Here is a 22,849-nt window from a genome sequence, read left to right as displayed (position 1 = left end):
GGTAAGTACCACCCGTGCCCCGCCCTGCGCTGGTGGGTAATGTGAAATGCGGGAGCTGGCGAATTACGCAGGAGTTCTTTTTCTCAACGAGTGCGTATCTGTCTGGCAGCGGTCGGTGTTGTGGCGGCGAAGCTCATCCCAGAAACGGGGCCGGCGGCCAGCGAATCCGCGAGGATTACCCCCAGCGCGACCGCCGGTCCCTTCCCGAAAAGGCCCTGTATCGGCAACCCCTCTGCGCCGATGCAGGGTTTTCCCGTTCCCGGCAAAATCTTTCCAAGTAGTAAGCGAGTAGGAACCAAGTGCAACGCGAGTAGTTACGGGCAATGCGGGCGGTCTTTTGGGTGTTCTTCCACTCGTGTATCGGCTGCCATTGCACTTTAGGCTCAAGGTACACAACGGCAATCCGGCTCGTGGGACAGCGTGATTGCCTTGTGTTTTTGGGGAACTCGCTTATTTCTTGGGGGAATACAGATGCATTGCTTTGTGTTGCCGGTCTGCGACCACCCATGCTGCGTCGAATCGCTAGCAAGGGTGGGAACAAGACATGTCGCAAATTAGCAGCAGGCTGCGCGAGGATCGCGTATCGTCGCTGGGCACCTGGACGCTGGCGCGTCCATCAATTATCGGGGTAGCCGGCACCGCCGGGGCCAAAGGCCGCGCCTATCTGCGCCGGCTATTCGGGACTGACTTGTTGGTGATTGCGCTGGTGAGCTCCTTGCCGGCAATCGCCCAAGCCCAGGGCTCGCTTTTGCACCCGCAGCTTGCAGGCAGCACGCACTACTACGTGCTGGCCGGGCTGGTGCTCACCGCAGCCTGGATGATCAGCCTGCGGTCCTTCAAAGCCCATTGCCTGGGCAGCGTCGCGGTGGGGATGCAGGAATACAAGATCATGGTCTATTCGGGCCTGGTGCTTGCCGGCTTCATGGGGGTGCTGATCGTGCTCACCGGCCAAGAGAGCCTGAAGATCTTCCTGCTCCTTTCCTTGCCGCTGGGACTGTCCGCGCTGCTGACCGGCAGGTGGACCTGGCGCCAGTGGCTGGGCTGGCGCTGCCGAAGCGGCTACGCCTTGAGCAATGTGCTGGTGTACGGCCAGCCGGATGACGCTGGATTTGCAGTCCGGCAGATTTCCAAGAAGTCGGGACCTGCCTACCGGGTGGTCGGCGTGCTGATGGACGGAGCGCCAAACCTGGAAGTCGAACGCGCTATCCGGATAGCCGATCCGACCCTGCCGCTGGCCTATGACACCGGCGGCATCGAGCAGGAAGTCAACCGGTTGCACGCTGATTCGGTGGTAGTCGCAGGGCCCCTGGCCGGAGGCAACGAAGCCTTGCAGCAATTGGGCTGGAAACTGGAAAGCAGCGGGGCCAAGCTCATCGTGGCCTCCTCGCTCATCGGAGTGGCAAGCCGCCGGGTGCGCACCAGCCCGGTGGATGGGATGCCGTTGCTGCATGTGGAGCTGGCGAAGTTCACCGGGGCGCGCTACTTCTTCAAGCGCGGCTTCGATATCGTCTTTTCCGTGCTCGCCTTGCTGGCCCTGTCGCCGGTTTTCCTGGTGATCGCCTTGCTGATCCGGCGCGACGGCCCGGGGAAGGTCTTCTACGTTCAAGAACGGGCCGGCCAGGACGGGCGCCCATTCAAGATGATCAAATTCCGCACCATGGTCCAGGATGCCGAAGCGCGCTTGGCCGCCCTGCAAGAGCTGAACCAGGGGGCAGGCCCGCTCTTCAAAGTGAAAGACGACCCGCGGATCACCCGCTGCGGCCATTGGCTGCGCAAGCACTCCTTGGACGAGCTGCCGCAGTTCGTCAACGTCCTGCGCGGGGACATGTCGGTGGTGGGACCGCGCCCGGCCTTGTTCACCGAAGTGGAGTCCTACGAAGGGCACACCCGCCGCCGACTGCTGCCCAAGCCCGGGGTGACCGGTTTATGGCAGGTCTCCGGACGATCAAACCTGGAGTGGAAAGAAAGCGTGCGGCTGGATCTGTATTACGCAGAGAACTGGACCGTGCTCAGCGACTTGCGCATCATCTGGCGGACCTTTCGTGTGATGATCGAATCTGATGGAGCCTACTGATGAGTGTTGCACCCGATACCTTGATCCACCCGGCGCTGCGCGTAGCAGTCATCGGCGCCGGCTACTGGGGCCCGAACCTGGCCCGCAATTTCGCGATGAGCACCGAATGGGAGCTGGTGGCCATCTGCGACATGGATATGGCCCGTGCCGAAGCCTTGGCACGCAAGACCGGCAACCCGGCCGTGGTCGGCTCGATGGACGAACTGCTGGCCAGCCACGCCATCGACGCCGTGGCCATTGCCACCCCGGCGCGCACCCACCACCAGATCGCCATGCAGGCCATTGCCGCCGGCAAGCACGTGGTGGTGGAAAAGCCTCTGGCCGACAACAGCGTGCACGGAGCCCAGATGGTCCAGGCCGCAGCCGAAGCCCGGACCATTCTCATGGCGGACCACACCTACTGCTACACGCCGGCGGTACTCAAGATCCGCGACCTGCTGGCCGCCGGGGAACTGGGGGAGATCCTCTACATCGATTCCACGCGGATCAATCTGGGACTGGTCCAGCCGGATGTCGATGTCTTCTGGGACCTAGCGCCCCATGACCTGTCCATTCTGGACTTCGTGATTCCCGGTGGATTGAACACCCGCAACGTGACCGCCTTGGGATCGGACCCGCTGCGAGCCGGGAAATCCTGCATCGGCTACCTGTCCATGGAACTGGACAGCGGCATCCTGGCGCATATCAACGTCAACTGGCTCTCTCCGACCAAGATCCGCCAGATGGTCATTGGCGGCAGCAAGAAGACTCTGGTGTGGGATGACCTGAACCCGCAGCAGCGGCTGACGGTCTTCGACCGCGGGGTGGATCTGGAACGCCAGGAAATGATCCGCGCCGACAGCGAAGACCGCAAGGGCGCCACCATTTCCTACCGCCTGGGGGATACCTGGTCGCCGGCGCTGTCGGAATTCGAGCCGCTGGGACTGATGGTCTCGGAATTCGCCGCCAGCATCAGGGGATCCAGGCCCGCGCCCACCGATGGGCCCTCGGCGTTGCGGGTGCTCGGGGTGCTCGAGGATGCCAGCTTGTCCCTGGCCGCAGGCTCCATCCCGCAAGCCACCAGCAACCGGAAAACACTCGTTATGGGGAGCGTACTATGAGCGGAAACATTGAAAACCTGGCCGGGAAGCGATTCCTTGTCACCGGTGGTGCAGGCACCATCGGGTCAGAAATTGTCGACCAGCTCCTGGCCGCAGGCGCCGCGCATGTCGATGTGCTGGATAACCTGGTGCGCGGGCGTCGGAGCAATCTCGCCAACGCGCTGGCCAGCGGGCGGGTGACCCTCTATGTGGGGGATATCGCCGACCGCGTGCTGGTGCGCGAAGTGATGGCGGGCAAGGACATGGTCTTCCACCAGGCGGCCATCCGCATCACCCAGTGCGCCGCGGAACCGCGCCTGGCCGTGGACGTCATGGTCAATGGCACCTTCAATGTGCTCGAAGCCGCGGTGGCGGCCAAGGTCCCGAAGATCGTGGCGGCCTCGAGCGCTTCGGTCTACGGGATGGCCGAGGAATTCCCGACCGCAGAACGCCACCACCCATACAATAACGACACGTTGTACGGGGCGGCCAAGACCTTCAACGAAGGGCTGTTCAAGTCCTTCCGCGCCATGTACGGGATCGACTACGTGATGCTGCGCTACTTCAACGTCTACGGGCCGCGCATGGATGTGCACGGCGCCTACACCGAGGTGCTGGTGCGGTGGATGGAACGCATTGCCGATGGATTGCCGCCGCTGATCTTCGGCGATGGCTCGCAGACCATGGACTTCGTGGTTTCCCAGGACATCGCCCGGGCCAACCTGCTGGCCGCCAGCAGCCCGGTCGCCGAGGGCGTCTACAACGTGGCCAGCGGCACGGAAACCAGCTTGGCGGACCTGGCCCGGACGCTGCTGGCTGCCATGGATTCGGATCTGCCCATCGAATACGGGCCGGAACGGGCGGTGAACTCGGTGGTCCGCCGCCTGGCAGATACCAGCGCAGCGCGCGAGGACCTGGGCTTCGAAGCCCGCATCGGGTTGGAAGAGGGACTGCGGGCGCTCGTGGAATGGTGGAAGCCATTGCGCGAGGAAGTCGCCGCAGGCCGGGCACTGCACAAGCCAATCGGCGCCAGCAAGTAAGCGGACAACGATTTTTTGGGGGAAAAATCATGGATCGCATCAGCGTGATGAAACCATGGCTGGGAACAGCCGAAATAGACGCCGTAGCCGAGGTCATTGCCTCCGGCTGGGTCGCGCAGGGGCCGCGCACCGCCGCCTTCGAAGAAGCCTTCGCGCAGCACCAGCAGGTGGCGCACGCGGTGGCCACCTCAAGCTGCACCACCGCTTTGCACCTGGCATTGCTGGTGGCCGGGGTGGGGGCCGGCGACGATGTTATCGTCCCGTCCTTCTCTTTCGTGGCCACCGCCAATGCCCCGACCTATGTCGGGGCGCGCCCGGTGTTCGCCGATGTGGATGCCGCAACCGGCAACATCACCGCGCAGGGGGTGCGCACGGTGCTCACGCAGAAGACCACCGCCATCATCGCGGTGGACCAGGGCGGCATGCCTCTGGATTTGGCACCGCTGCGCCAGTTGTGCGACGAGCTGAACCTGGTGCTGATCGAGGACGCGGCCTGCGCGGCGGGATCAACCTACCAGGGGGGCCCTGCCGGGGTCGGCGCCGACGTCTCGGCCTGGTCCTTCCACCCGCGCAAGCTGCTCACCACCGGCGAAGGCGGCATGCTGACCACCGGCAACGCCAGCTGGGCGCAGCGCGCCCGGCAGCTGCGCGAGCATGCCATGGATGTCTCTGCGGCGCAGCGGCACAGCTCCACGCTGGCCCCGCAGGAAAGCTATGGGGAAATCGGCTACAACTTCCGCATGACCGACCTGCAGGCAGCCCTGGGGCTGGTGCAGCTGGGCAAGCTCGATGCGATGGTTGAACGCCGCAGGGCCCTTGCCGCCCGCTACCAGCAGGCCTTCGCAGGCATCCCCGGACTCAGGTGCGTCACCGATCCGGGGTACGGGACCTCGAACTACCAGTCGTTCTGGCTCGAAGTGGGCCCGGAATTCCCGGTGGACCGCGAGGGGCTGCTGGCGCAGCTGGCTTCCGATGGCATTTCCGCCCGCCGCGGCATCATGGCTTCGCATCTGCAGCCGGCCTACGCCGGGCATTCGGGGACCACCACCGCCTTGCCGGTGACCGAGCGGCTCACCGCGAATACGCTGATCCTGCCGCTCTACCACCAGCTGGACGAGCAGCAGCAAGACCGAGTCATCGCCAGCGTGCTCGCGCAGGCGCTGGCCGCCGCCGGCGGCGAGTGACATGGCCCGGATACTCCTGCTGGCCGCCAGCGGGTTGGCGCGCGAAACCCTGGCCTCGATCGAGTCCACCGGGGACCACGAGGTGGCCGGCGTGCTCGATGACAATACGGCTTTGCACGGGAGCATGATGGGCTCGGTCCGGGTCCTGGGGGGACTCGACATGGCCGCGGGGCGCACCGAGCAATTGCTGCTCTGCGCCGGGCAGGGCCGGCACCGGGCTGCGATCGCCGGCCGGCTGGCATTGGATGACTCGCGCTATGCCACGCATGCGCATGCCTCGGCGTTCCTCGGGGCCGGCACGCGCCTGGCTCCGGGATGCATCGTGCTGGCCGGGTGCGTGGCCACCGCCGATGTGTCCATCGGGCGGCACTGCGTGCTGATGCCCCATGCGATGCTCACCCATGACGACCGGCTGGGCGACTACTCCACCCTGGCCGCCGGGGCCACGCTGGCCGGCAACGTGCAGCTGGGCGACCGGGTGTACATCGGCTCCAACGCCACGGTGCGCGAGAACCTGTCGCTGGGCGCTGATGCGGTGCTGGGAATGGGCTCGGCGCTGCTGCAGGACATCCCGGCCGGCGAGACCTGGGCCGGATCCCCGGCGCGCAAGCTCTACGGCCCCCGGGCCGCGGGCTAGGGGCGCGGCATGGCACCGCGCACCGGGCACGCCACCGTTGGCCCACCACATACTTTCGAAGCAAGGAATTGAGCAATGGCATTGACTGGAACCGCAACGCAGCGGCATATCCCGCTGGTGGACCTCGCAGCGCAGCAGCGCGAGGTCCAAGGCGCCGTGGATGCCGGGCTGGCCCGGATCTTCGCCGAAACCGCGTTCATCGGCGGGGCCGCCGTGTCCGGCTTCGAACAGCAGTATGCCGCGTTCCTTGGCGGCGGCCATTGCGTGGGCGTGGGCAACGGCACCGACGCGCTGGAGCTGGCGCTGCGCGCCTGCGGCATCGGCCAAGGCGACGAGGTGATCATCCCGGCCAACACCTTCATTGCCACCGCCGAGGCCATCCACCTGGCCGGGGCGCGCGCGGTGCTGGTGGACGTGGATCCGCAGTACCTGCTCATTGATCCGGCGGCCGTCGCCGCGGCCGTAACCAGGCGGACCAAGGCCATCATGCCGGTGCACCTCTACGGCCAGAGCGCCTTCGTCGAACAGCTGGAACCGATCGCGCGCTCGTGCGGGGCCAGGATCATCGAGGATGCCGCCCAATCCCAGGGCGCCACCCGCCACGGGCGCAGCGCCGGCACCCTGGGGGATATCGCCGGCACCAGCTTCTACCCGGGCAAGAACCTGGGCGCCGCCGGCGATGCCGGGGCCGTGCTCACCGCTGATGCCCGGCTCGCCGCCCGGGTCAGGCTGCTCGCGGCCCATGGCAGCCGGGTCAAGTACGAGCACGAGGTGATCGGGCGCAACTCCCGGCTCGACGCCATCCAGGCGGTGGTGCTCAGCGCCAAGCTGGAACGGCTGGCCGCATGGAACGCCGCGCGCCGGCAGGCCGCCGGGCGCTACGCCGCGCTGCTGGCCGGGCTGCCCGGGGTGCAGCTGCCGTTGCAGGCACCGGGCAACCAGGACGCATGGCACCTGTATGTGGTGCGGGTGCCGGACCGCGACCGGGTGCTGCACCAGCTGAACGCGGCCGGCATCGGAGCGGCAATCCACTATCCGCAGCCGGTGCACCTGACCCAGGCGTTCGCGCACCTGGGATACCGGCAAGGGGACTTCCCGGTAGCCGAGCGGGCCGCCGCGCGGATCCTTTCCCTGCCGCTGTACCCGCATATCACGCCCGAGCAGCAGCAGCGCGTGGCCGACGCCCTGTCCGGGGCCCTTTAGCCATGGCCGGGGAAGGCGCACTGCGGGAGCCGAAGATCCCGCGGGCCGCGGGCGCCTTGACTTCTTCGGGAGCCTTTGCCTGGTCCTTGGGCAATACGCTGGTTTCGCGCCTGGGCACCCTGGGCATCGGCATTGTGCTGGCCAGGATCCTGGGGCCGGAGCAATTCGGCACCTTCGCCATCGCGCTGGTGGCCCTGATGGCTGTGCTCAGCTTCAACGAGCTCGGGGTCAGCCTGGCCATCGTGCGTTGGCCCGGCGATCCGGCAGTGATTGCCCCCACGGTGAATACGATCTCGGTGATCGGCAGCACCATCTTCTGCGCCGTTGCGTGGCTTGCCACCCCGTCCTTCACCGCGCTGATGGGCGATGGCTCGGCCACCTGGGTAGTGAGGCTGCTGATCGTCTCGGTGCTGGTCAATGGGGCGGTGGCGGCCCCGGCCGCTTTGCTGCAAAGGGGATTCGAGGAACGCACCCGGATGGGCATCGACCAGGCCAACGTTTGGGTGGGGGCCATCAGCTCGGTGGTCTTGGCCCTGGCGGGATTCGGGGCGATGGCCCTGGCCATCGGCCGGCTGCTGGGCGGGATCATTTCGGCCATCATGTTCCTCAGGGCCTCGCCGTTGCCCTACCGCTTCGGGTGGGACAAGGCATCGGCCGGGGCGCTGCTGAAATTCGGCTTGCCTTTGGCCGGTTCGAGCATGATCGTCTTCGCCATCGGCTACGCGGACCAGCTGGCCACCGGCGCCATGCTCGGGTCGATCGCGCTGGGGCTGTACGTGCTGGCCTTCAATCTCTCCAGCTGGCCGCTGTCGATAGTCTCCCAGCCGCTGCGGCGCGTTGCCCCGGCAACCTTCGCCGCGCTGGCGCAGGATTTCGCCGGGCTGAAGAAATTCATCATCGCGTTGTCCAGCATCATCGCTTGCGCCACGATCCCGGCATTCATTGCGCTGGCAGTGGCGGCCGAGCCGCTGGTCCGCTTCGTCTACGGCGATCCCTGGAGCCAAGCGGCGCCGGTGCTCAGCTGGCTGGTCATTGCCGCGCTGTCCAAGGTCTTCTGCGAACTGGCCTACGACTGCATCGTGGTGATCGGCAGCACCACGGCGATCCTGCGCATCCAGGTCATCGGGCTGCTTGTGCTGATCCCCTCGCTGCTGGCCGGAGCCCGCTTCGGCGGTCTGGCCGGGGTGGCGGCGGCGCAAGCGGCCGTGGCCTTTGCCGTGATGCTGCCCCTGTACCTGTGGAATCTGCGCTCCCTGGGCATCGGGCTGGGCGCATTGTCCGCCCGCCTATGGCTGCCGGTGCTGGCCGGCCTGGGGCTGGGAGCCGCGGGCTGGATGCTGGTGGCGTCCATAGAAAATGCCCTGCTGGGCCTGCTGGCCGTGGGCGGCCTGTGCCTGGCCACCATGGCCGGGCTCATTTACCTGCGCCGAGAGGACCTGGCCAGCCTCCGGGGGATTGCCCGGGCGAAAACGTTGGAGGAAACATCATGAAGATCCTGGTTTACCCGCACGACATGAACCTGGGCGGCAGCCAGCTGAACGCCATCGAGCTGGCAGCGGCCGTCAAGGACCTGGGCTACGATGTGGCGGTTGCCGGGCAGCACGGCAGCCTGCGCGCCAAGGTGGGCGAACTCGGCCTGGAATTCATCGAGCTGCCCGAGCCGGGCCGCCGTCCAAGCCGCAAGGTGGTCAGCGCCCTGGAACAGGCCATCGCCCAGCGCGGCATCGACATCGTCCACGGCTATGAGTGGCCTCCGAGCCTGGAAGCGGAACTGGCGTGCTTCAATGCCCCGGCCACGGCGGTCAGCACCGTGCTGTCGATGTCCGTGGCCCCCTTCATTCCCACGCACACCCCGCTGCTGGTGGGCACGGAGCAGATCGCCGCGGCGGAACGGGAATTCGGACGCGCCCTGGTGGAACTGATGGAACCGCCCATCGACACGCGGCTGAACCGGCCGGGCCTTGAACTGCCGGTGCGCGAGATGTCGCAGCGCTGGGGGATCCACGGCGGCGGGCTGACCATCGCGATCGTCTCGCGGCTGGCCCGCGAAATGAAGCTCGAGGGAATCCTGCGGGCCATCGAGGTCATCGGGCGCATCCCGGGCGGGGAACCGGTGCAGCTGGTGATTGCCGGCGGCGGCCCGGCGGCCGGCGAGGTGGCTGCCGCCGCGGACGAGGCCAACAGGCGCGCCGGCCAGCTGCGCGTGGTGCTCACCGGGGAACTGGAGGATCCGCGCTGGGTCTACCAGAAGGCGGATATCGTCCTGGGCATGGGAGGCTCGATCCTGCGGGCCATGGCCTTCGGCAAGCCGGCGGTGGTCCAGGGCGAAAGCGGGTTCTGGCGCGTTGTGGATGAATCCTCCCTGCCCGGATTCCTCTTCCAGGGGTGGTACGGGGCAGGAGCGGGCAGCGGGCAGGGAGCCGATGCGCTCCAAGCCCAGCTGCGCCCGCTGCTGGCCGATGCGGCGCTGCGCCAGCGCCTGGGCGATTTCGCGCGCCGTGTGGTGGTTGAGCGTTTCTCGCTCCAGGCATCGGCCCGGCGCCAGGTGCAGTTCTACCGCCAGGTGCTGGCCCAGGGCCAGGGGCGCAACCGGCTGGGCGCGGAGTACACCCTGGCCGCCGCCCGCTTTGCCCGGTACAAGTTCTCCCGGCTGGCCGCGCGGATGCGCGGCAGCGTGGCCGCCGACGACTTCAACGCCACGGCTGCCCTGCGTTCGGCCGGGGCATCCGGCCGGCCTGCGGTGCGTGCCTGATGCGCGGGCTTCGCGATGCCATAGTGGTCATCCCGGGAACCCGGTGGGAGGATACCCAGGGCACCGACCACCGCCTGGCCCAGGCCCTGTCGGAGCATTGCCAGGTGCTGTGGGTGGACCCTCCGGTGCCCTTCGCCGGCCCGGCCCGGGTGCTGCGGCCCGCCGGGGCCGGCTTCGCGCATCTGGACCAGCTGCAGGAGTCGATCATCCGCTTGCGCTACCTGGTCGCCCCCGGGTTCACCCGTCCGGGACTGGACCTGCTGGCCAAGGCCCTGCGCGATGCCGCCATGCTCCGGGCCCAGCGCCGCCTCGGGCTGCGCGTGCAGGCCACCTTGCTGCTCTCGCCGCGCGATGAATTCCCGGCCGGATCCACCGGCGAGCGCTTGCTGCACGTGACCGATGACTGGGTTCAAGGCGCTGCGATGATGGGCCTTGGCCCCCGGCAGGTGCGCCGCCGGCTCGCGAAGAACCTGGCCGAGGCCGATCAGGTCAGCGCCGTGTCCCCGTATCTGGAACGGGTGCTGCATGAGGTGGATTCGAAGGCGCTGGTGCAGGTGGTTCCCAATGGGTGCACGGTCCTGTATCCGCAGGGCCAGGGCAGCTGCCCGGCGCCGGAATCGACCGGCAAGGTGGTGCTCCTGGGCCAGCTGAACGAGCGGCTGGATATGGCAGTGCTCCAGCAGCTGGCCGCGTCCGGGCTGCCCATCGAGGTGATCGGCCCGAGGCGTGAGCGCGACCCGGTGGCCGTAGCAGGCCTGGACCGGTTCCTGGCCGCCGAAAATGTGCAATGGCATGGAGAGGTCGCGCCCGGCGAGGTGCCCGCGCTGCTCGCCGGCGCCATGGTGGGCATCACCCCCTATCTGGACAACGAATTCAACAGGGCCAGCTTCCCGTTGAAGACCTTGGACTACCTTGCTGCCGGGCTCGCCGTGGTCTCCACCGATTCCCCGGCCGTCCGCTGGCTGGACACCCCGTTCATCCGTGTCGCCGGTTCCCCCGAGCACTTCGTGGAGCTCGCAGGACAGCTCGCGGCGGGCGGCGCGCAGGGAAGCGACCGCCAGCGGCGGATCGACTTCGCCAACGGGCATTCCTGGCAGGCGCGGGCAGCGAGCCTCATCGGAAGGATCAAGGTGCAGGCATGAAAAGCATGTGCGCCCTGGCCCTCGCCGCGGCCTGCAGCCTGGTATTGGCCGGCTGCACCAGCTCGCAGGCCGAGCCGCCGCCGAGCATCGGGCCCCTGGGCCTGGAGCAGATCCCGTGGGAGGGCGGCCCGGAGTACTGGAAGCAATTTGCCCGGGCCGACGCCGCCGGCTGGGATGACCCGTCGTTCTTCCCGATTGTGGCCTGGTACAACGGGATCTCCAGCCAGGAAGAAGTGGATTTCGACAAGGCCCTTGGGATCAACACGTACATCGGCATGCCGGCCAGCTTCGACGCGGCCTGGCTCGATTCCAACGGCCTGTACTGGATCGGCGGTGCCATCAACGGGACCTTCAATGCCAACACCCCGAGCTGGGTCGGGTACATCCTCGATGACGAGGTGGACGGTCGGTTCGAGCCCGAAGCCGGACGCCGGCACCTGGCGCAGCTGAGCTCCGAGGTGCCCGAAGGGCTGTTCAAGTACGCGAACTTCACCTACATGGTGCTGGAAAACGACATGGCGGCCAGCGACTCGCAGAAGTACGTCAACGGCTTCACCGACGTGGTGTCGGTGGACAAGTACTGGTACACCATCCCGCATTGCGCGGCCGAACCCTATCGCGATGTCTCGCTGGTTCCGGTCAAGCAGGACTCCTGCCGGACGGCCTCCAGCTACGGGCAGACCATGGACGCGCTGCGCCAACGCGATGCCCAGGACGGGAAGCTGCAGCCGCTGTGGCAGTTCGTGGAGAACATGGGCGGAACCGACAACGAGGCCGCCTTCGATGGCTACATCGGCGCCGGGCAATTGCGCGGCGCGGTGATGAACTCGGTGATCCATGAGGCCCGCGGCATCCTGTACTTCAACCAGGCGCTTTCCGGGCCGTGCAAGGGCGGCAACGTCTTCCGCATGGCGCAGGTGCATGTGGGGTACTGCGGTGCCCGGCAGGTTGACGCCGCGCGCATCGTCAACAACCAGATCCACCAGCTGGCGCAGGTGATCAACACCCAGTCCCTGGCTTTCGAATTCAATGCCCGAGCAGACACCATGCTCAAGGTGCACCAGGGGCATGCGTATGTCTTTGCCATGCCGGTCCCGGGTGCCGAGCCGGGCCAGCTGCAGCTCCAGCTGCCGGAAGGGATTTCCGGCAGAACAGTTGAAGTGCTTTTCGAGGATCGGCAGATCCCGGTGGAAAACGGGGCCTTCGTTGATTCCTTCGACCACGAGTACAGCTACCACGTCTACAAGGTGAAGCTATGAAACCGACTATCGACCACATCATCCTGACCCGGTTCAATCTCCCCTCCAAGGGGGTGGAGAGCCTGGCCCGCGCCCAGGATGGCTGGCTGCGCAGCCGGCAGGAGCTGTTCGAGAAGTACTGCCTTCCCAGCATCCGGCAGCAGACGCGCAAGGATTTCACCTGGGTGATCTATTTCGATCCGCACAGCCCGCAGTGGCTCAAGGAGCGCATCGGGCAGCTGGGCGCGGACCGGAGCTTCATCCCGGTGTTCCGCGATTCGGTTTCGCCAGCAGAGCTGCTCCACGACCTCAGGGCCGCCGGTGCGGGATCCCGTGACGTCCTGTTGACCACGAACCTGGACAACGATGACGGACTGTGCCTGGACTTTGTCCAGAGGGTGCAGGATGCCGTGGCCGATGCGGGCCCCGCGGCGCTGTATATCGGCCAGGGGCTGATCCAGCGCGGGCACCGGTTGTACCTGCGCCAGGACCCGTTCAACGCCTTCTGCTCGGTGGCCGCCCCGTGGAGCGAGCCTGAAACCTGCTGGATGGACTGGCACAACAGGCTTTCGGAGCATCTGCCCGTCATCGGCATTGGCGGGAAGCCCGGCTGGCTGCAGGTGATCCACGGCTCCAATGTCAGCAACCGCGTTCGCGGACGGCGGGTGGGGCCGGGGGCCTACGCACGGGACTTTGCCGGCGGCCTGCACGATGCCGCCGCGCCGCGGGGCTGGGAGAGCCTGGGCGAGCGATTCATCTTGCGTCCTGCCCGCGTGCTCAAGGAGGTTCTGCGCCGCAGCGCCAAGGAGGCGATCATCGCCCTGGGAGGCCGGGACCTGCTGGGACGGGCCAAGGAATGGGCAGGGAAATATTCTCCTGCCCGGCGCTGAGCCCGGATCCATTGATCTACTGTCCAACAGCCCGGACAATGGGCTGCAGGTGCAGGCTTGGGGAAGCCGGCACCGGGTGAAAACAAAAAATTGGGGGAAACAATGTTTTTACGTGATCTGCTTTTCAGCTGCCTCAGACGCTGGTACATCCTGGTCTTGGGGCTGGTGCTTACCGGCTTGGGCAGCTACTACATTTTCAATGCCATCGAGCCGACCTATGAGGCCGAGGGCAGCGTGGTGCTCATTCCGCCCAAGGTCGCGGTGACGGTGGGGGACAATCCGTACCTCTACCTCGGAGGGCTGGACCAGGCGCTGGGCGTGCTCCAGGTGAAGACCACCTCCCCGGAAGTCATTACTCCGATCGTGGAGAAGTACCAGGGAGCTGAAGTCGCCATTGCCAAGGATGCGACCACTTCCGGTCCCATCGCGGCGATCACCGTGACTGCCGACACGGCCGAGGACACCATATCCCTGCTCGAGGACACCTTGGCTTCGATTCCCGCCACGCTCAAAACCCTGCAGGCCGAGTTGGACGTGCCGGAGAATTCGGTGATCACCTCCATGGCGTTGTCCAAGGACCTGGTGCCGGAGCCGAACAGCAAACGGCAGATCCAGTTCACGGCTTTCGTTGCGCTGGGCGGCATCAGCGCCTCCTTGCTGGGCGCCGGACTGCTCGATCGCATGCTGCTGGCATTGAAGAAGCGCCGTGCACTGCGGAAGCTGGGAAGGGGAACCGGATCGCTGGCGGTGCACGAAGGTCCAGGAAGCCTGGCGCCAATCCAGCCCCTGAAGTCCTCCGTGCAGCCGGTGGAGCAGGAACCTGGGCACACCGGGTCCGAGACCGGGATGAAGCGTGGAAGCGAACGTGCTCGCCTCAGAGGCTAGCGGGCCGGCCGGGGGCTTGAGGCAGAAGCTGCGCGATTTCGAACCGCGGCCCGTGAAGCGGATCGATGCCACGACGGTGTTGACCGCCTACCTGTTCTTGCTGCTGGCAGTCCCCTCCGACCGGGGGATCGGCCCGCTGGGTGCCGCCGGGTCTCCTTCCACGCTTTTCGCCTTGGCGATGCTGCTGTGGTGGGTCTGGCACCATGTGCGCGGAATCCGTGTCGAGCAGGCGCCCAGGCTGCAGATCATCCGCATTGCCTTGTTCGTCTTCATCGGGATGGTCTTGGCCAGCTACGTCAATTCATCGCAGCTGGCGCTGCCCTTCATTGACAGCAATGGCGCGCTGATGAACCTGATCAAGATCGCCGGCTTCGCCGGGGTGGTGCTGGTGGCCAATGACGGGCTGCGGGACCGCGAGCGGTTCCTGCTCCTGCTCAAGCGGGTGGCCTGGCTGGGCGGCGGCTACGCGCTGCTGGGCCTGGTCCAATTCTTCACCGGCCTGGATTTCGTTGACCAGATCGACATCCCGGGACTGTCTGGTGCCGGGACCGGCGGGGTGGATTCCCGCGCGGGCTTCATCCGCCCCGAAGCGACCGCTCGGCACGCCTTGGAGTATGCCTCGGTGCTTTCGGCGACCTTGCCGGTTGCCCTGACCTTGGCCATATACGGGGCCGGGCAGAAGATGATGGCCAGATGGCTTCCATCCGCGCTGATCGGCGGCGCGGCGATCCTCTCGGTGACGCGTTCTGCCTTGATCGGCATCGCGGTGGCCATGCTGGTGCTGGTGCCCACTTGGTCCCCGCGGGTGCGCAAGATGGCGTTGATCGCGGGACTTGCCGGCCTTGGCGTGCTGTACGTGGCGGTCCCGGGGCTTGCCGGAACCATCATGGGCATGTTCTCCGGCCCCGACTCCAGCATCGATTCGCGTACCTCCAGCTACCCGTCGATTGCCGGGTACCTGATGGTTGCCCCGTGGCTGGGGCGCGGACTGGGCACCATGACCGCGGACTACCGGATATTCGACAACCAGTACATCGGCTTGCTCATTGAGCTGGGGGTGCTCGGGGTGCTGGCTTTCATCGCCCTGGTGCTCATCAGCGCTGCCTGCACGATCTTCCGGCCGTGGGGAACGGATCGCAAGATCGCGGCCCTGGGGCCGGCCATTGGCGCCGGGATCCTGGCCGCCGCCCTGCTCAGCGCCTTCTTCGACTCATTCCACTTCCCCCAGGCCATGGGCATGCTTTCGCTGATGCTGGGCCTGGCCGGCGCGCACTGGAACATCTCGCAGGAGCAGGCCGCCGGGCCGCTGGCGGCCGCCGGGCCGGGGGAGCCGCCGCGCTTGACCAAGCGGCGGATCCGCCGTTTGCTGTTCGTGGTGCTGCGCTGGTGGTTTGCCGTGCTGCTGATCCTGGCCGCGTTCATCCCGGCAGGGCTGAACGTCCGTGCTGCCACGGGCGTGTACTACACGAAGTTCGACGTCGTGTTCCAGGCTCCGCCGGGAGCGACCAAGGACAACGCGCTGCGCACCGAGGCCTCATCCACCGTGCACTACGCGGCGCTGGTGCAGCGGATCTACCAGGACAAGCACCGTGAGGCCGATATCCGTCCGGTGCGGGCGCCCTTGTACGGCACCGGCCTGCACGATGCCGAAGCGGTGTACCTGCCGGATGCCGGCGGGCAATGGCAAACCAATTTCAACAAGTCCCAGCTCTCCGTGGAGATCGTCAAGAGCACGCCGGAAGCTGCACAGCAGCGGGCCGCCGAGATATCGAAGGAGATCGCCGCGTTGGCCACGGAACCGCAGCAGGCTGCCGGCATCTGGAAATCCTCGCAGATCACTACCGAACGGGTAGCGCAGACCATTCCCGTGGGCTATGTGGATGTGCGCACCAAGTACGCGTTGGCGGTCCTGCTGGCCCTGGCCCTGGGTACCGCTTTCGCCGGGGCCATGAGCCTGCACAAGTTCGTCTCCTGGCGCCGGTCCCCGGCGTAGGCACGCGAGGGCAAAGCGCTGCACCGCACGGCGGGCCTAGGCAGCCTGCCTGCTGGAATCATCGCGCTCCCACACCGCGCGTGGCCCGGCAGCAGCGGGCTTCTTCGGGACCCGGGCCAAGACCACCATGCCGGCGTACACCAGGGCGTCCCAGGCCGAGAACGGGCCGGAAACCGAAGCCAGCAGCTGGCCCAGGGTCGAACGCGTGCTCGGCTGCGCCGCGTTGGACCGGTGCAGCTCATGCTGCCCCCGGTAGTTCCGGCGCAAGATGGCCAGCAGCGAATGCGCATTGCGCGGGGTCTTCACCTGCACCGGGACGGTGGGCAGCACCGTCTTCTCTGCTGCAGTGAACTGCTGGTCGATGAACAGGTCATCGGCAAGCACCGCGGGAAAATCAGCAAAGCGGGCCCGCCCCTCCCTGCTCAGCCCATAGGCCCCGGCACCCCAGAGCGCCTGGTTGGTGCCGGGAATCCGCCGCCGGGCGCGGTAGAACGACTTGACCAGCCAAGAGGCGCCGGTAGTGTCGTAGGCGAAGGCCGGTCGAGCCGAGAGCATCCCAGGCGTGGCCAGGTGCTCGAACACCATGCGCAGGGCGCTGGGCGCGATTTCGATGTCCGCGTCCAGGTACAGCCGCGGGAACCGTGTTGCCTGGGCATCGGCCTTGTTCAGCGCCGCGACCTTGGACGAGGCGGAAGCCTCGATGACCTGGATCCCATCGAAGCCGCGGGCAATCTGCGCGGTGCCATCGGTGCACCCGTTGCAGGAGACAATGACCTGCACCAGCCCGGCCCGGGCCAGCGGCTGCAATGGCTCCAGGGTCCGGGCGATGACCGCCGCTTCATTGTGCGCCGGGATGATCACCGTGCCAGAAGGGAATTGCCGGGCGGGCTGCACGCCGCCGGTCGCGGCCGGAAGGGTGGCCCAGGACGGCTCATCCACCACCGTGCGCAAGATCCCGCGGCGCTCGGGCTTCCAACTGCGCAAGGCCTCATGGCCAATGACCGCCGTGCGGAACAGGGCCGCGGTGCGCGCAGGCTGGTGCTTGCGGGCGTAGCGGATCCGGTTGACCGCCATCAGCGACTCCAGCTGCACCGACGCCCCGGAGCCGCCCATCTCATGGGTCATGCGCGCTGCGGGCTCGTACCAGATGCTCGCCCCGGCGTCCCGGGCCCGCTTGAAGTAGTCGGTCTCCTCGGAGTACAAGAAGAATTGCTCATCCCACGGGCCCAGCCGGCGTTCCAGTGCCGAGTCGATGAGCAAGGCGGCCCCGGTGGCCCAGTCGATGCGGTGCGGGTGGGCATAGCTCTCGGGATCGTAGTCGATTTCCGAGCCCCAGCCCGGGCGCTGGGCCAGGCGCTCGCCGAAGAGCGCATCCCCGGCGGCCCTGGCCACGTTCGGCTCGCGGCGCAAGGAGGTGTAGGTCCGGCCGTTGGCTTCCAGCAGCCGGGGGACCACGATCCCGGCCTGGCTGTGCCGCAGGCGCTGCAGCAGGCTGCTGATGGCTCCGCGGCCCACGGCCAGATCGGGGTTCAGCACCAGCACCGCGGCGCTGTCCCCGGCGTGCCGGCGGGCCGCATTGATCCCGCCGGCATAGCCCAGATTGGAACCGGTGGGGATGACGATGACATCATCGTGCCCGCTTAGCTGTGCCAGCGTAGTGTCCGAAGAGCCGTTGTCGGCGATGACCACGCGAAGCCGCAGGCCGCTGGCTTCGGCGCGCAGGCTGCCGATCAGCTGGTCCACCGAATCGGCGTTGTTGTAGGTGACGGCAAGCACCGCCACATCGGCAAGTCCCCGGCCGGTGATGAAGCGGCTGTTGCCGACCTGGTGCAGCGGCCGTACGGGCCGGGGTGCCTCGGGCAGGGGCTGAACCCGGGTGCCAGGAGCAAGCAGCTGGCTCCGGCGCTGCAGGGCCACCAGGCCCGGAGGATCATCGACCAGGTAGCGCCGCGCCAGCCGGCGCGGCTCCAGCCCCAGCCGCCACGCCCATTCCAGTCCGCTGCCAGCGACCCGCTGCGGTGCGCGTCGCACCGTCCCGGCCAGGAAATCCACCACGGCACCGAAGGCCAGCAGGACGCTGGCGCCGGTCAGCGCGCCGTAGGAAGCCATCCACAGCTCCTGGCGCGGCTTGCCCAGGCCCACCACGAGGATCTCGGTGCCGCTTGCACGGATCTGCTCGGCCAGGCGCAGCGAGCGGCCCTCGTCCTCGATGTCTTGGCGCTGTGGTGCCCAGAACCCGCAGACCTGCAGCTTAGGGCGGCGCTGCGCCAGCTGCACGGCCAGTTCCGCCTGGATGGCTGGCTGCCCGCCAAGGAATCCCACCCGCAGCCCGCGGGCTGCGGCCTCATCGAGGATCGGGCCGATCAGGTCGCTGCCGGCAAGACGCGGCCAGCGCCGCCCGGTCAGCTGCTGGGCGCGCAGCACCAGCGGCGCTCCGTCCAGCAGGTTCAGCCATTGCATGGCCGGGGCATCGAACGCGTCGGGAAGGCAACGCAAGGACCAGGTGGGGTGCAGCGAATCGCCCAGCGTCCCCTGCCAGCGCCCGCCGTGGCCGAATTGCACGATATGGTCCAGATTTGCCGAGACCACGGACAGTGCCGCCGGCCGGGAATCGGCTTCCCGCCTGACGTGCAGCGCGTGGTTGATGATGCGGTGCACGGCCTCATCCTGGGCCAGCAAATCCACCACGATTCCGGCGAGGTCGGCGCGGTCAGCTGCGTCAGTCATGATCATCCCTGGATTGCTTGCGGATGCCGGTGCGCGTCCGGCGTGGCCTGCCGCGCACCGGCAAGGAAAGGAAAAAGAAGTACGGTAAGGCCCGGGCGGCCGGGCTCAGGCCGAGGCCATGGAGCCGGTTCCCAGCTGCTCGTAGCGCTCGCCGGTGGCAGGGCACTGCCAGCAGCCGTCCTTGAATTCAAGGCGCTGCCCGGAGGTTCCCACCCAGCCGATTTGCCGTGCCGGCACTCCGGCCACCAGGGCGTGGGCCGGCACGTCGCGGTTGACCACCGCTCCGGCGGCCACCATGGCCCACTGGCCGATGTCCACCGGCGCGATGCACACCGCGCGGGCGCCAATGGATGCGCCTTGGCCGATGGTCACCGCCACGGCCTGCCAATCCCCGTTTGCCTTGCGGCTTCCGTCGGGATTGATGGCCCGGGGAAACAGGTCATTGGTCAGCACCGCGGCCGGGCCGATGAACACGCCATCGCCCAGCCGGGCCGGCTCGTAGACCAGCGCATAATTTTGTATTTTGCAGTTCCTGCCCAGGACCGCGCCGGGCCCGATGTAGGCACCCCGGCCGATATTGCAGTTCTCCCCGAGGACTGCCCCTTCGCGGACCTGGGCCAAATGCCAGATGCTGCTGCCTTGGCCGATGTCCGCCGACGGCGAGACATCGGCAGTCTGCTCGATGCGAGTCATGAAATTTCCCCCAAGAATCCGGTCCGCGAAGAACGGCGCGGGAAGCGGACCCCAATGCCGCATCCCTGTTGGATTGAGCATAGGTCCTGGAGGCTGGCGCGGAATTGATCAGCGCAGAACGAGGGTACAGGCAAGGCAGCCAATCAGCCGAAGCAGGTAGATCTCGAGTAGCGCAGCTTCCGTACCGCGCTTATATCTTCCCTGTCCGAGGTATAGCCTAGTGAGCAGGTCATCCCGTGTTTCTTCGATACCGGATGGGTGCTGGGGGAAAGCATGAAAAGCAAGGTTCTGGCCACGATCATACTGGGTGCCGCCGCGATACTCCTCGTGGCCGCCCTGGCCCTGGATTTCGGCGGGCCGAAACCCACCGCGGGCCAGCAATCGCCAGCCACGACGGATCCTGTGGCCACCAGCCCCGCAGCCCAGCCCACGGACGGCCCGGCAACTGCCGGAACCGCCGAGCCTAGCGGTGAATCCAAGAAAGAATCCGCACCAGAGCAGTCCGCGCCGAAGCCCGAGGCGACACGTCCCTCCTGGGACCCGCAGCCCAGCGCCACGGAATCCCGGCTGGAAGTGCCCGAAGCAGCCAAGCCCTCGCAATTCGCCTTGCCCGATACCCCGAAGCGCGAGCCGTTGCTGGAGACGGCCCCGAAGTCCTCGGTGGCCGAGGGCAAGCTGGTCAAGGGATTCCCGAAGTCCGCCGTCCCGGTGCCTAAGTCCACCTCCATCGTGCAGTCCTCGGTGCAGAACCAGGCCAAGAAGGTGCTTGTCGGTGTCGAGGGACGCAGCAGCGACAGCGTGGATGAGGTGCTGGCCTTCTACGCCAAGCACTTCGAGAAGCTCAACTGGCTGACCACCCAAAGCGCGCCGGCCGAGGGGACCACCCAGCTCTCCGGATCCTACGGGGCCGAATCCACCACGGTGACCGTGCGCCAGCTGCCCACCGGGGCCACCTCCATCGTTGCCGCGGGCATCTTCGAAGTCCAGGAGTAGCAGGTGTACCTGAGCCTTTCCGACTGGAAATCCGGAAAAGCCGCCGGGGCGCAGCGTGCCGCAACGGTGGCCTTCAAGGCTTCGCCCACGGTCATCGCCCTGGGGCTGGTGAGCATGCTGACCGATATCTCCTCCGAGTCGGTAGCTGCCATCCTGCCGCTGTACATCACCGGGGCCCTGGGGATGTCCATGGTGGCCTACGGCTTCTTCGAGGGCATGAACCAGTCCATCAGCTCGGTGGTGCGCATCGGCGCCGGCTACGCCGCGGATCGCAGCAACCGGCCCAAGCCGATCGCCACCGCCGGCTACGGCCTGTCGATGCTCGCCCGTGCCGGGCTGCTATTCGCCACCGGGTTCGGCGGCATCCTGGGGGCGATCGGCCTTGACCGGATCGGCAAGGGGATCCGGACCGCACCGCGCGATGCGATGATCCAGGCCGCGTCGCAGCCCGAGCATTTGGCCCGCTCTTTCGGGCTCCACCGGCTGCTGGACACGCTCGGCGCGACCTTCGGCCCGTTGCTGGCCTTCCTCGTGCTGGTGCTGGTTCCCGGGGACTACCGGATGGTGTTCGTGGTGTCCTTGGCCGCCGCGGTGCTCGGGGTGGCGGTGCTGGCCCTGCTGGTGCCCAACAGCAAGCTCGTGGATTCCGGACCCGCCGCCGCGGACCAGCCGGATGCCACCGTGGCGGCGGGCAAGCCGAAACTGCGCGAACTGGCTCGCGGTCCGCTGGGCAGGGTGCTGCTGGCCGCCGGGTTCCTGGGGCTGCTGACCATTGGCGACGGCTTCGTGTACCTGGCATTGATGGAGCACGGGCAACTCGATGCCCTGTGGTTCCCGCTGCTTTTCGTCGGCTCGAATCTCTTCTTCTTGTCGCTGGCCCTCCCGTTGGGCAGGCTGGCGGACCGGACCTCGCGGTCGGCGATCTTCGTCCTGGGGCATCTGGCGCTCGCCCTGGCCTACGCGTGCGCGGCCGCCGGCGGCTCCTGGCTGTTCCTGCTTGGCGCGCTGGCCCTGCTGGGCACCTTCTATGCGGCTACCGACGGGGTGCTCGCCGCCCTGGCCGGCCAGCTGGCCCCGGCCGGATCCACCTCGAGCGCCATCGGGGCCGCGCAGACGGTGGTGGCTGTGGCCCGGCTGCTGGCGTCCTCCGGTTTCGGAGTGCTGTGGATCCTGCTGGGCAGCACCGCCGCCATGCTCATCGCGGCAGCGCTGTTGCTGCTGCTGGTTCCCCTTGCCTGGCGGCTGCTGGCTGGCCGCGGCAAGCCTGCGGGGAATGCGGTGGCCCCATGACACCTGCGCGTTCCCGGTTCCCGGCCAAGAGCAGGTGGCTGGCCCTGGTGGTGATCGCGGTGCTGGTGCTGGGGTTCGTCGCCATCTACGCTGTCCAGGCCTACGGCCGATACCAGGCACGCACCACCGGCGCCTCGGCGGTGTCGATCGCTGGTCAACTGGTGGCAGCTGACCGGATCATCTTCCGCAATACCGCCATGGGCGAAGGGTACGGGCAGGTGGCCTCCGTGGCCCTGTCAGAACCTTCGGGGCCGCGCCAGCTCTCGCAGCAGGCCTGCGACCGGGTGGACGCCACGAGCACGCATCTGTCCTGCCTGCGCACCAAGCGGGGCATCCCCACCACCTTCCAGGCCACAGTCTCCAATGCCGGGCAGCAACCGGTGGAACAGCATCCCCTGTCCGGGGTGCCCAGCCGGACCCGCATCTCCGACGGCGGGCTGGTGGCCACCACCGCATTCGTCACGGGGCATTCCTATGCCGCTGGCCAATTTTCCACCGAGACCACTATCAGATCCGTGGGCGGGCCGGACTATGGGAACCTCGAGGACTTTTCCATGAATATCCAAGGCAAGCCGCTGACCGCCATTGACCGCAATGTGTGGGGCGTGAGCTTCATATCCGAGAAGGAGTTCTATGCCACGGTGGCCTCGGGCAACCAGACCTGGCTGGCCAAGGGGGACCTGGACAGCCGGAGCCTGGTATCGGTGGCATCCAACGCCGAATGCCCTTCGGTGTCGCCGGACGGATCCAAGATGGCGTACAAGAAGCGCCGCGCCCAGCCGGGGCTCGCGCACTGGGATATTGCCGTCCTGGACCTGGAAACCCGCAAGGAGACCGTCATCGGACTGGAACACGGCTTCGATGACCAGTTGGAGTGGCTGGATGAAGGGACCTTGCTCTTCGGCATGCCGCGGGCTGGCGCACCCGGGGATAGCGATGTTTTCAGCATCGAGGCCCAGGCCAACGCCACGCCGCAGCTGTTCATTGAGCATGCGTGGTCGCCCTCCGTGGTTCGCGCCGCCCAGTAGC

Annotated in this window: 18 protein-coding genes; 16 read left to right on the top strand and 2 right to left on the bottom strand. The window is 67.2% G+C overall.

Annotated elements, in window-relative coordinates:
• The first annotated feature begins 544 nt into the window (after positions 1-544).
• The 13 genes from M2368_RS05560 to M2368_RS05500 all read left to right on the top strand — a co-directional run bounded on the left by M2368_RS05560 (position 545) and on the right by M2368_RS05500 (position 16,117).
• The gene (locus M2368_RS05560) at positions 545-2,074 is read left to right on the top strand and encodes a sugar transferase (RefSeq protein ID WP_498724152.1); all 1,530 of its coding nucleotides are present in this window, start codon (positions 545-547) and stop codon (positions 2,072-2,074) included.
• Positions 2,074-3,174 (top strand): Gfo/Idh/MocA family protein, encoded by a 1,101-nt coding sequence (locus M2368_RS05555; protein ID WP_498724151.1) that lies wholly within the window; start codon positions 2,074-2,076, stop codon positions 3,172-3,174. Before M2368_RS05560 ends, M2368_RS05555 begins: the two co-directional genes overlap by 1 nt.
• Complete coding sequence (locus M2368_RS05550; protein ID WP_498724150.1) at positions 3,171-4,193, top strand: NAD-dependent epimerase/dehydratase family protein; 1,023 nt, start codon at positions 3,171-3,173, stop codon at positions 4,191-4,193. Before M2368_RS05555 ends, M2368_RS05550 begins: the two co-directional genes overlap by 4 nt.
• Before the next feature lie 29 nt (positions 4,194-4,222).
• Entirely contained in the window at positions 4,223-5,377 is a 1,155-nt protein-coding gene (locus M2368_RS05545; protein WP_498724149.1) for a DegT/DnrJ/EryC1/StrS family aminotransferase, read from the top strand.
• A gap of 1 nt (position 5,378) precedes the next feature.
• On the top strand, positions 5,379-6,014 hold the full coding sequence (locus tag M2368_RS05540) for a NeuD/PglB/VioB family sugar acetyltransferase (RefSeq protein ID WP_400343471.1): 636 nt from the start codon (positions 5,379-5,381) through the stop codon (positions 6,012-6,014).
• A 75-nt stretch (positions 6,015-6,089) separates the two neighbouring features.
• Entirely contained in the window at positions 6,090-7,217 is a 1,128-nt protein-coding gene (locus M2368_RS05535; protein WP_498724148.1) for a DegT/DnrJ/EryC1/StrS family aminotransferase, read from the top strand.
• A 2-nt stretch (positions 7,218-7,219) separates the two neighbouring features.
• The gene (locus tag M2368_RS05530; protein WP_498724147.1) at positions 7,220-8,707 is read left to right on the top strand and encodes an oligosaccharide flippase family protein; all 1,488 of its coding nucleotides are present in this window, start codon (positions 7,220-7,222) and stop codon (positions 8,705-8,707) included.
• Positions 8,704-9,969: a glycosyltransferase gene (locus tag M2368_RS05525; RefSeq protein WP_498724146.1), complete on the top strand. Its 1,266-nt coding sequence runs from the start codon at positions 8,704-8,706 to the stop codon at positions 9,967-9,969. Before M2368_RS05530 ends, M2368_RS05525 begins: the two co-directional genes overlap by 4 nt.
• The gene (locus tag M2368_RS05520; RefSeq protein WP_498724145.1) at positions 9,969-11,111 is read left to right on the top strand and encodes a glycosyltransferase; all 1,143 of its coding nucleotides are present in this window, start codon (positions 9,969-9,971) and stop codon (positions 11,109-11,111) included. The genes M2368_RS05525 and M2368_RS05520 overlap by 1 nt, the downstream gene beginning before the upstream one ends.
• Positions 11,108-12,370, top strand: coding sequence for a hypothetical protein (locus M2368_RS05515; RefSeq protein WP_498724144.1), 1,263 nt, complete (start codon positions 11,108-11,110; stop codon positions 12,368-12,370). Before M2368_RS05520 ends, M2368_RS05515 begins: the two co-directional genes overlap by 4 nt.
• Positions 12,367-13,239: a glycosyltransferase gene (locus tag M2368_RS05510; RefSeq protein ID WP_498724143.1), complete on the top strand. Its 873-nt coding sequence runs from the start codon at positions 12,367-12,369 to the stop codon at positions 13,237-13,239. The genes M2368_RS05515 and M2368_RS05510 overlap by 4 nt, the downstream gene beginning before the upstream one ends.
• A gap of 102 nt (positions 13,240-13,341) precedes the next feature.
• On the top strand, positions 13,342-14,124 hold the full coding sequence (locus M2368_RS05505; RefSeq protein WP_498724142.1) for a hypothetical protein: 783 nt from the start codon (positions 13,342-13,344) through the stop codon (positions 14,122-14,124).
• Positions 14,105-16,117, top strand: a complete 2,013-nt coding sequence (locus M2368_RS05500) for an O-antigen ligase family protein (RefSeq protein ID WP_498724141.1) — start codon at positions 14,105-14,107, stop codon at positions 16,115-16,117. The genes M2368_RS05505 and M2368_RS05500 overlap by 20 nt, the downstream gene beginning before the upstream one ends.
• 36 nt (positions 16,118-16,153) lie before the next feature.
• Here the strand turns inward: M2368_RS05500 and M2368_RS05495 are convergent, their stop codons facing one another.
• Both M2368_RS05495 and M2368_RS05490 read right to left on the bottom strand, forming a co-directional pair.
• Positions 16,154-18,844, bottom strand: a complete 2,691-nt coding sequence (locus M2368_RS05495; RefSeq protein ID WP_498724140.1) for a WecB/TagA/CpsF family glycosyltransferase — start codon at positions 18,842-18,844, stop codon at positions 16,154-16,156.
• Between the two features lie 105 nt (positions 18,845-18,949).
• Complete coding sequence (locus M2368_RS05490; RefSeq protein WP_400343489.1) at positions 18,950-19,537, bottom strand: acyltransferase; 588 nt, start codon at positions 19,535-19,537, stop codon at positions 18,950-18,952.
• Positions 19,538-19,810: 273 nt separating this feature from the next.
• Here M2368_RS05490 and M2368_RS05485 point away from each other — a divergent pair, with 273 nt between their 5' ends.
• The 3 genes from M2368_RS05485 to M2368_RS05475 are packed head-to-tail and all read left to right on the top strand — an operon-like array spanning position 19,811 to position 22,848.
• Complete coding sequence (locus M2368_RS05485) at positions 19,811-20,530, top strand: hypothetical protein (RefSeq protein WP_498724139.1); 720 nt, start codon at positions 19,811-19,813, stop codon at positions 20,528-20,530.
• A gap of 3 nt (positions 20,531-20,533) precedes the next feature.
• Positions 20,534-21,820 carry an MFS transporter gene (locus M2368_RS05480; protein ID WP_498724138.1) on the top strand — a complete coding sequence of 429 codons (1,287 nt, stop codon included), beginning with the start codon at positions 20,534-20,536 and terminating at the stop codon, positions 21,818-21,820.
• Complete coding sequence (locus M2368_RS05475; RefSeq protein ID WP_498724137.1) at positions 21,817-22,848, top strand: hypothetical protein; 1,032 nt, start codon at positions 21,817-21,819, stop codon at positions 22,846-22,848. Before M2368_RS05480 ends, M2368_RS05475 begins: the two co-directional genes overlap by 4 nt.
• The last annotated feature ends 1 nt before the right edge of the window (position 22,849 follow it).

Source organism: Arthrobacter sp. JUb119, from assembly GCF_024807995.1.
Classification (GTDB): domain Bacteria; phylum Actinomycetota; class Actinomycetes; order Actinomycetales; family Micrococcaceae; genus Glutamicibacter.
This window is presented reverse-complemented; position numbering and strand designations above follow the sequence as displayed.

Bases quoted from the DNA above. Each gene is read 5' to 3' on its own strand.
- M2368_RS05560 (WP_498724152.1), top strand. From the start codon at position 545: ATGTCGCAAATTAGCAGCAGGCTGCGCGAGGATCGCGTATCGTCGCTG.
- M2368_RS05555 (WP_498724151.1), top strand. From the start codon at position 2,074: ATGAGTGTTGCACCCGATACCTTGATCCACCCGGCGCTGCGCGTAGCA.
- M2368_RS05550 (WP_498724150.1), top strand. From the start codon at position 3,171: ATGAGCGGAAACATTGAAAACCTGGCCGGGAAGCGATTCCTTGTCACC.
- M2368_RS05545 (WP_498724149.1), top strand. From the start codon at position 4,223: ATGGATCGCATCAGCGTGATGAAACCATGGCTGGGAACAGCCGAAATA.
- M2368_RS05540 (WP_400343471.1), top strand. From the start codon at position 5,379: ATGGCCCGGATACTCCTGCTGGCCGCCAGCGGGTTGGCGCGCGAAACC.
- M2368_RS05535 (WP_498724148.1), top strand. From the start codon at position 6,090: ATGGCATTGACTGGAACCGCAACGCAGCGGCATATCCCGCTGGTGGAC.
- M2368_RS05530 (WP_498724147.1), top strand. From the start codon at position 7,220: ATGGCCGGGGAAGGCGCACTGCGGGAGCCGAAGATCCCGCGGGCCGCG.
- M2368_RS05525 (WP_498724146.1), top strand. From the start codon at position 8,704: ATGAAGATCCTGGTTTACCCGCACGACATGAACCTGGGCGGCAGCCAG.
- M2368_RS05520 (WP_498724145.1), top strand. From the start codon at position 9,969: ATGCGCGGGCTTCGCGATGCCATAGTGGTCATCCCGGGAACCCGGTGG.
- M2368_RS05515 (WP_498724144.1), top strand. From the start codon at position 11,108: ATGAAAAGCATGTGCGCCCTGGCCCTCGCCGCGGCCTGCAGCCTGGTA.
- M2368_RS05510 (WP_498724143.1), top strand. From the start codon at position 12,367: ATGAAACCGACTATCGACCACATCATCCTGACCCGGTTCAATCTCCCC.
- M2368_RS05505 (WP_498724142.1), top strand. From the start codon at position 13,342: ATGTTTTTACGTGATCTGCTTTTCAGCTGCCTCAGACGCTGGTACATC.
- M2368_RS05495 (WP_498724140.1), bottom strand. From the start codon at position 18,844: ATGACTGACGCAGCTGACCGCGCCGACCTCGCCGGAATCGTGGTGGAT.
- M2368_RS05490 (WP_400343489.1), bottom strand. From the start codon at position 19,537: ATGACTCGCATCGAGCAGACTGCCGATGTCTCGCCGTCGGCGGACATC.
- M2368_RS05485 (WP_498724139.1), top strand. From the start codon at position 19,811: ATGAAAAGCAAGGTTCTGGCCACGATCATACTGGGTGCCGCCGCGATA.
- M2368_RS05475 (WP_498724137.1), top strand. From the start codon at position 21,817: ATGACACCTGCGCGTTCCCGGTTCCCGGCCAAGAGCAGGTGGCTGGCC.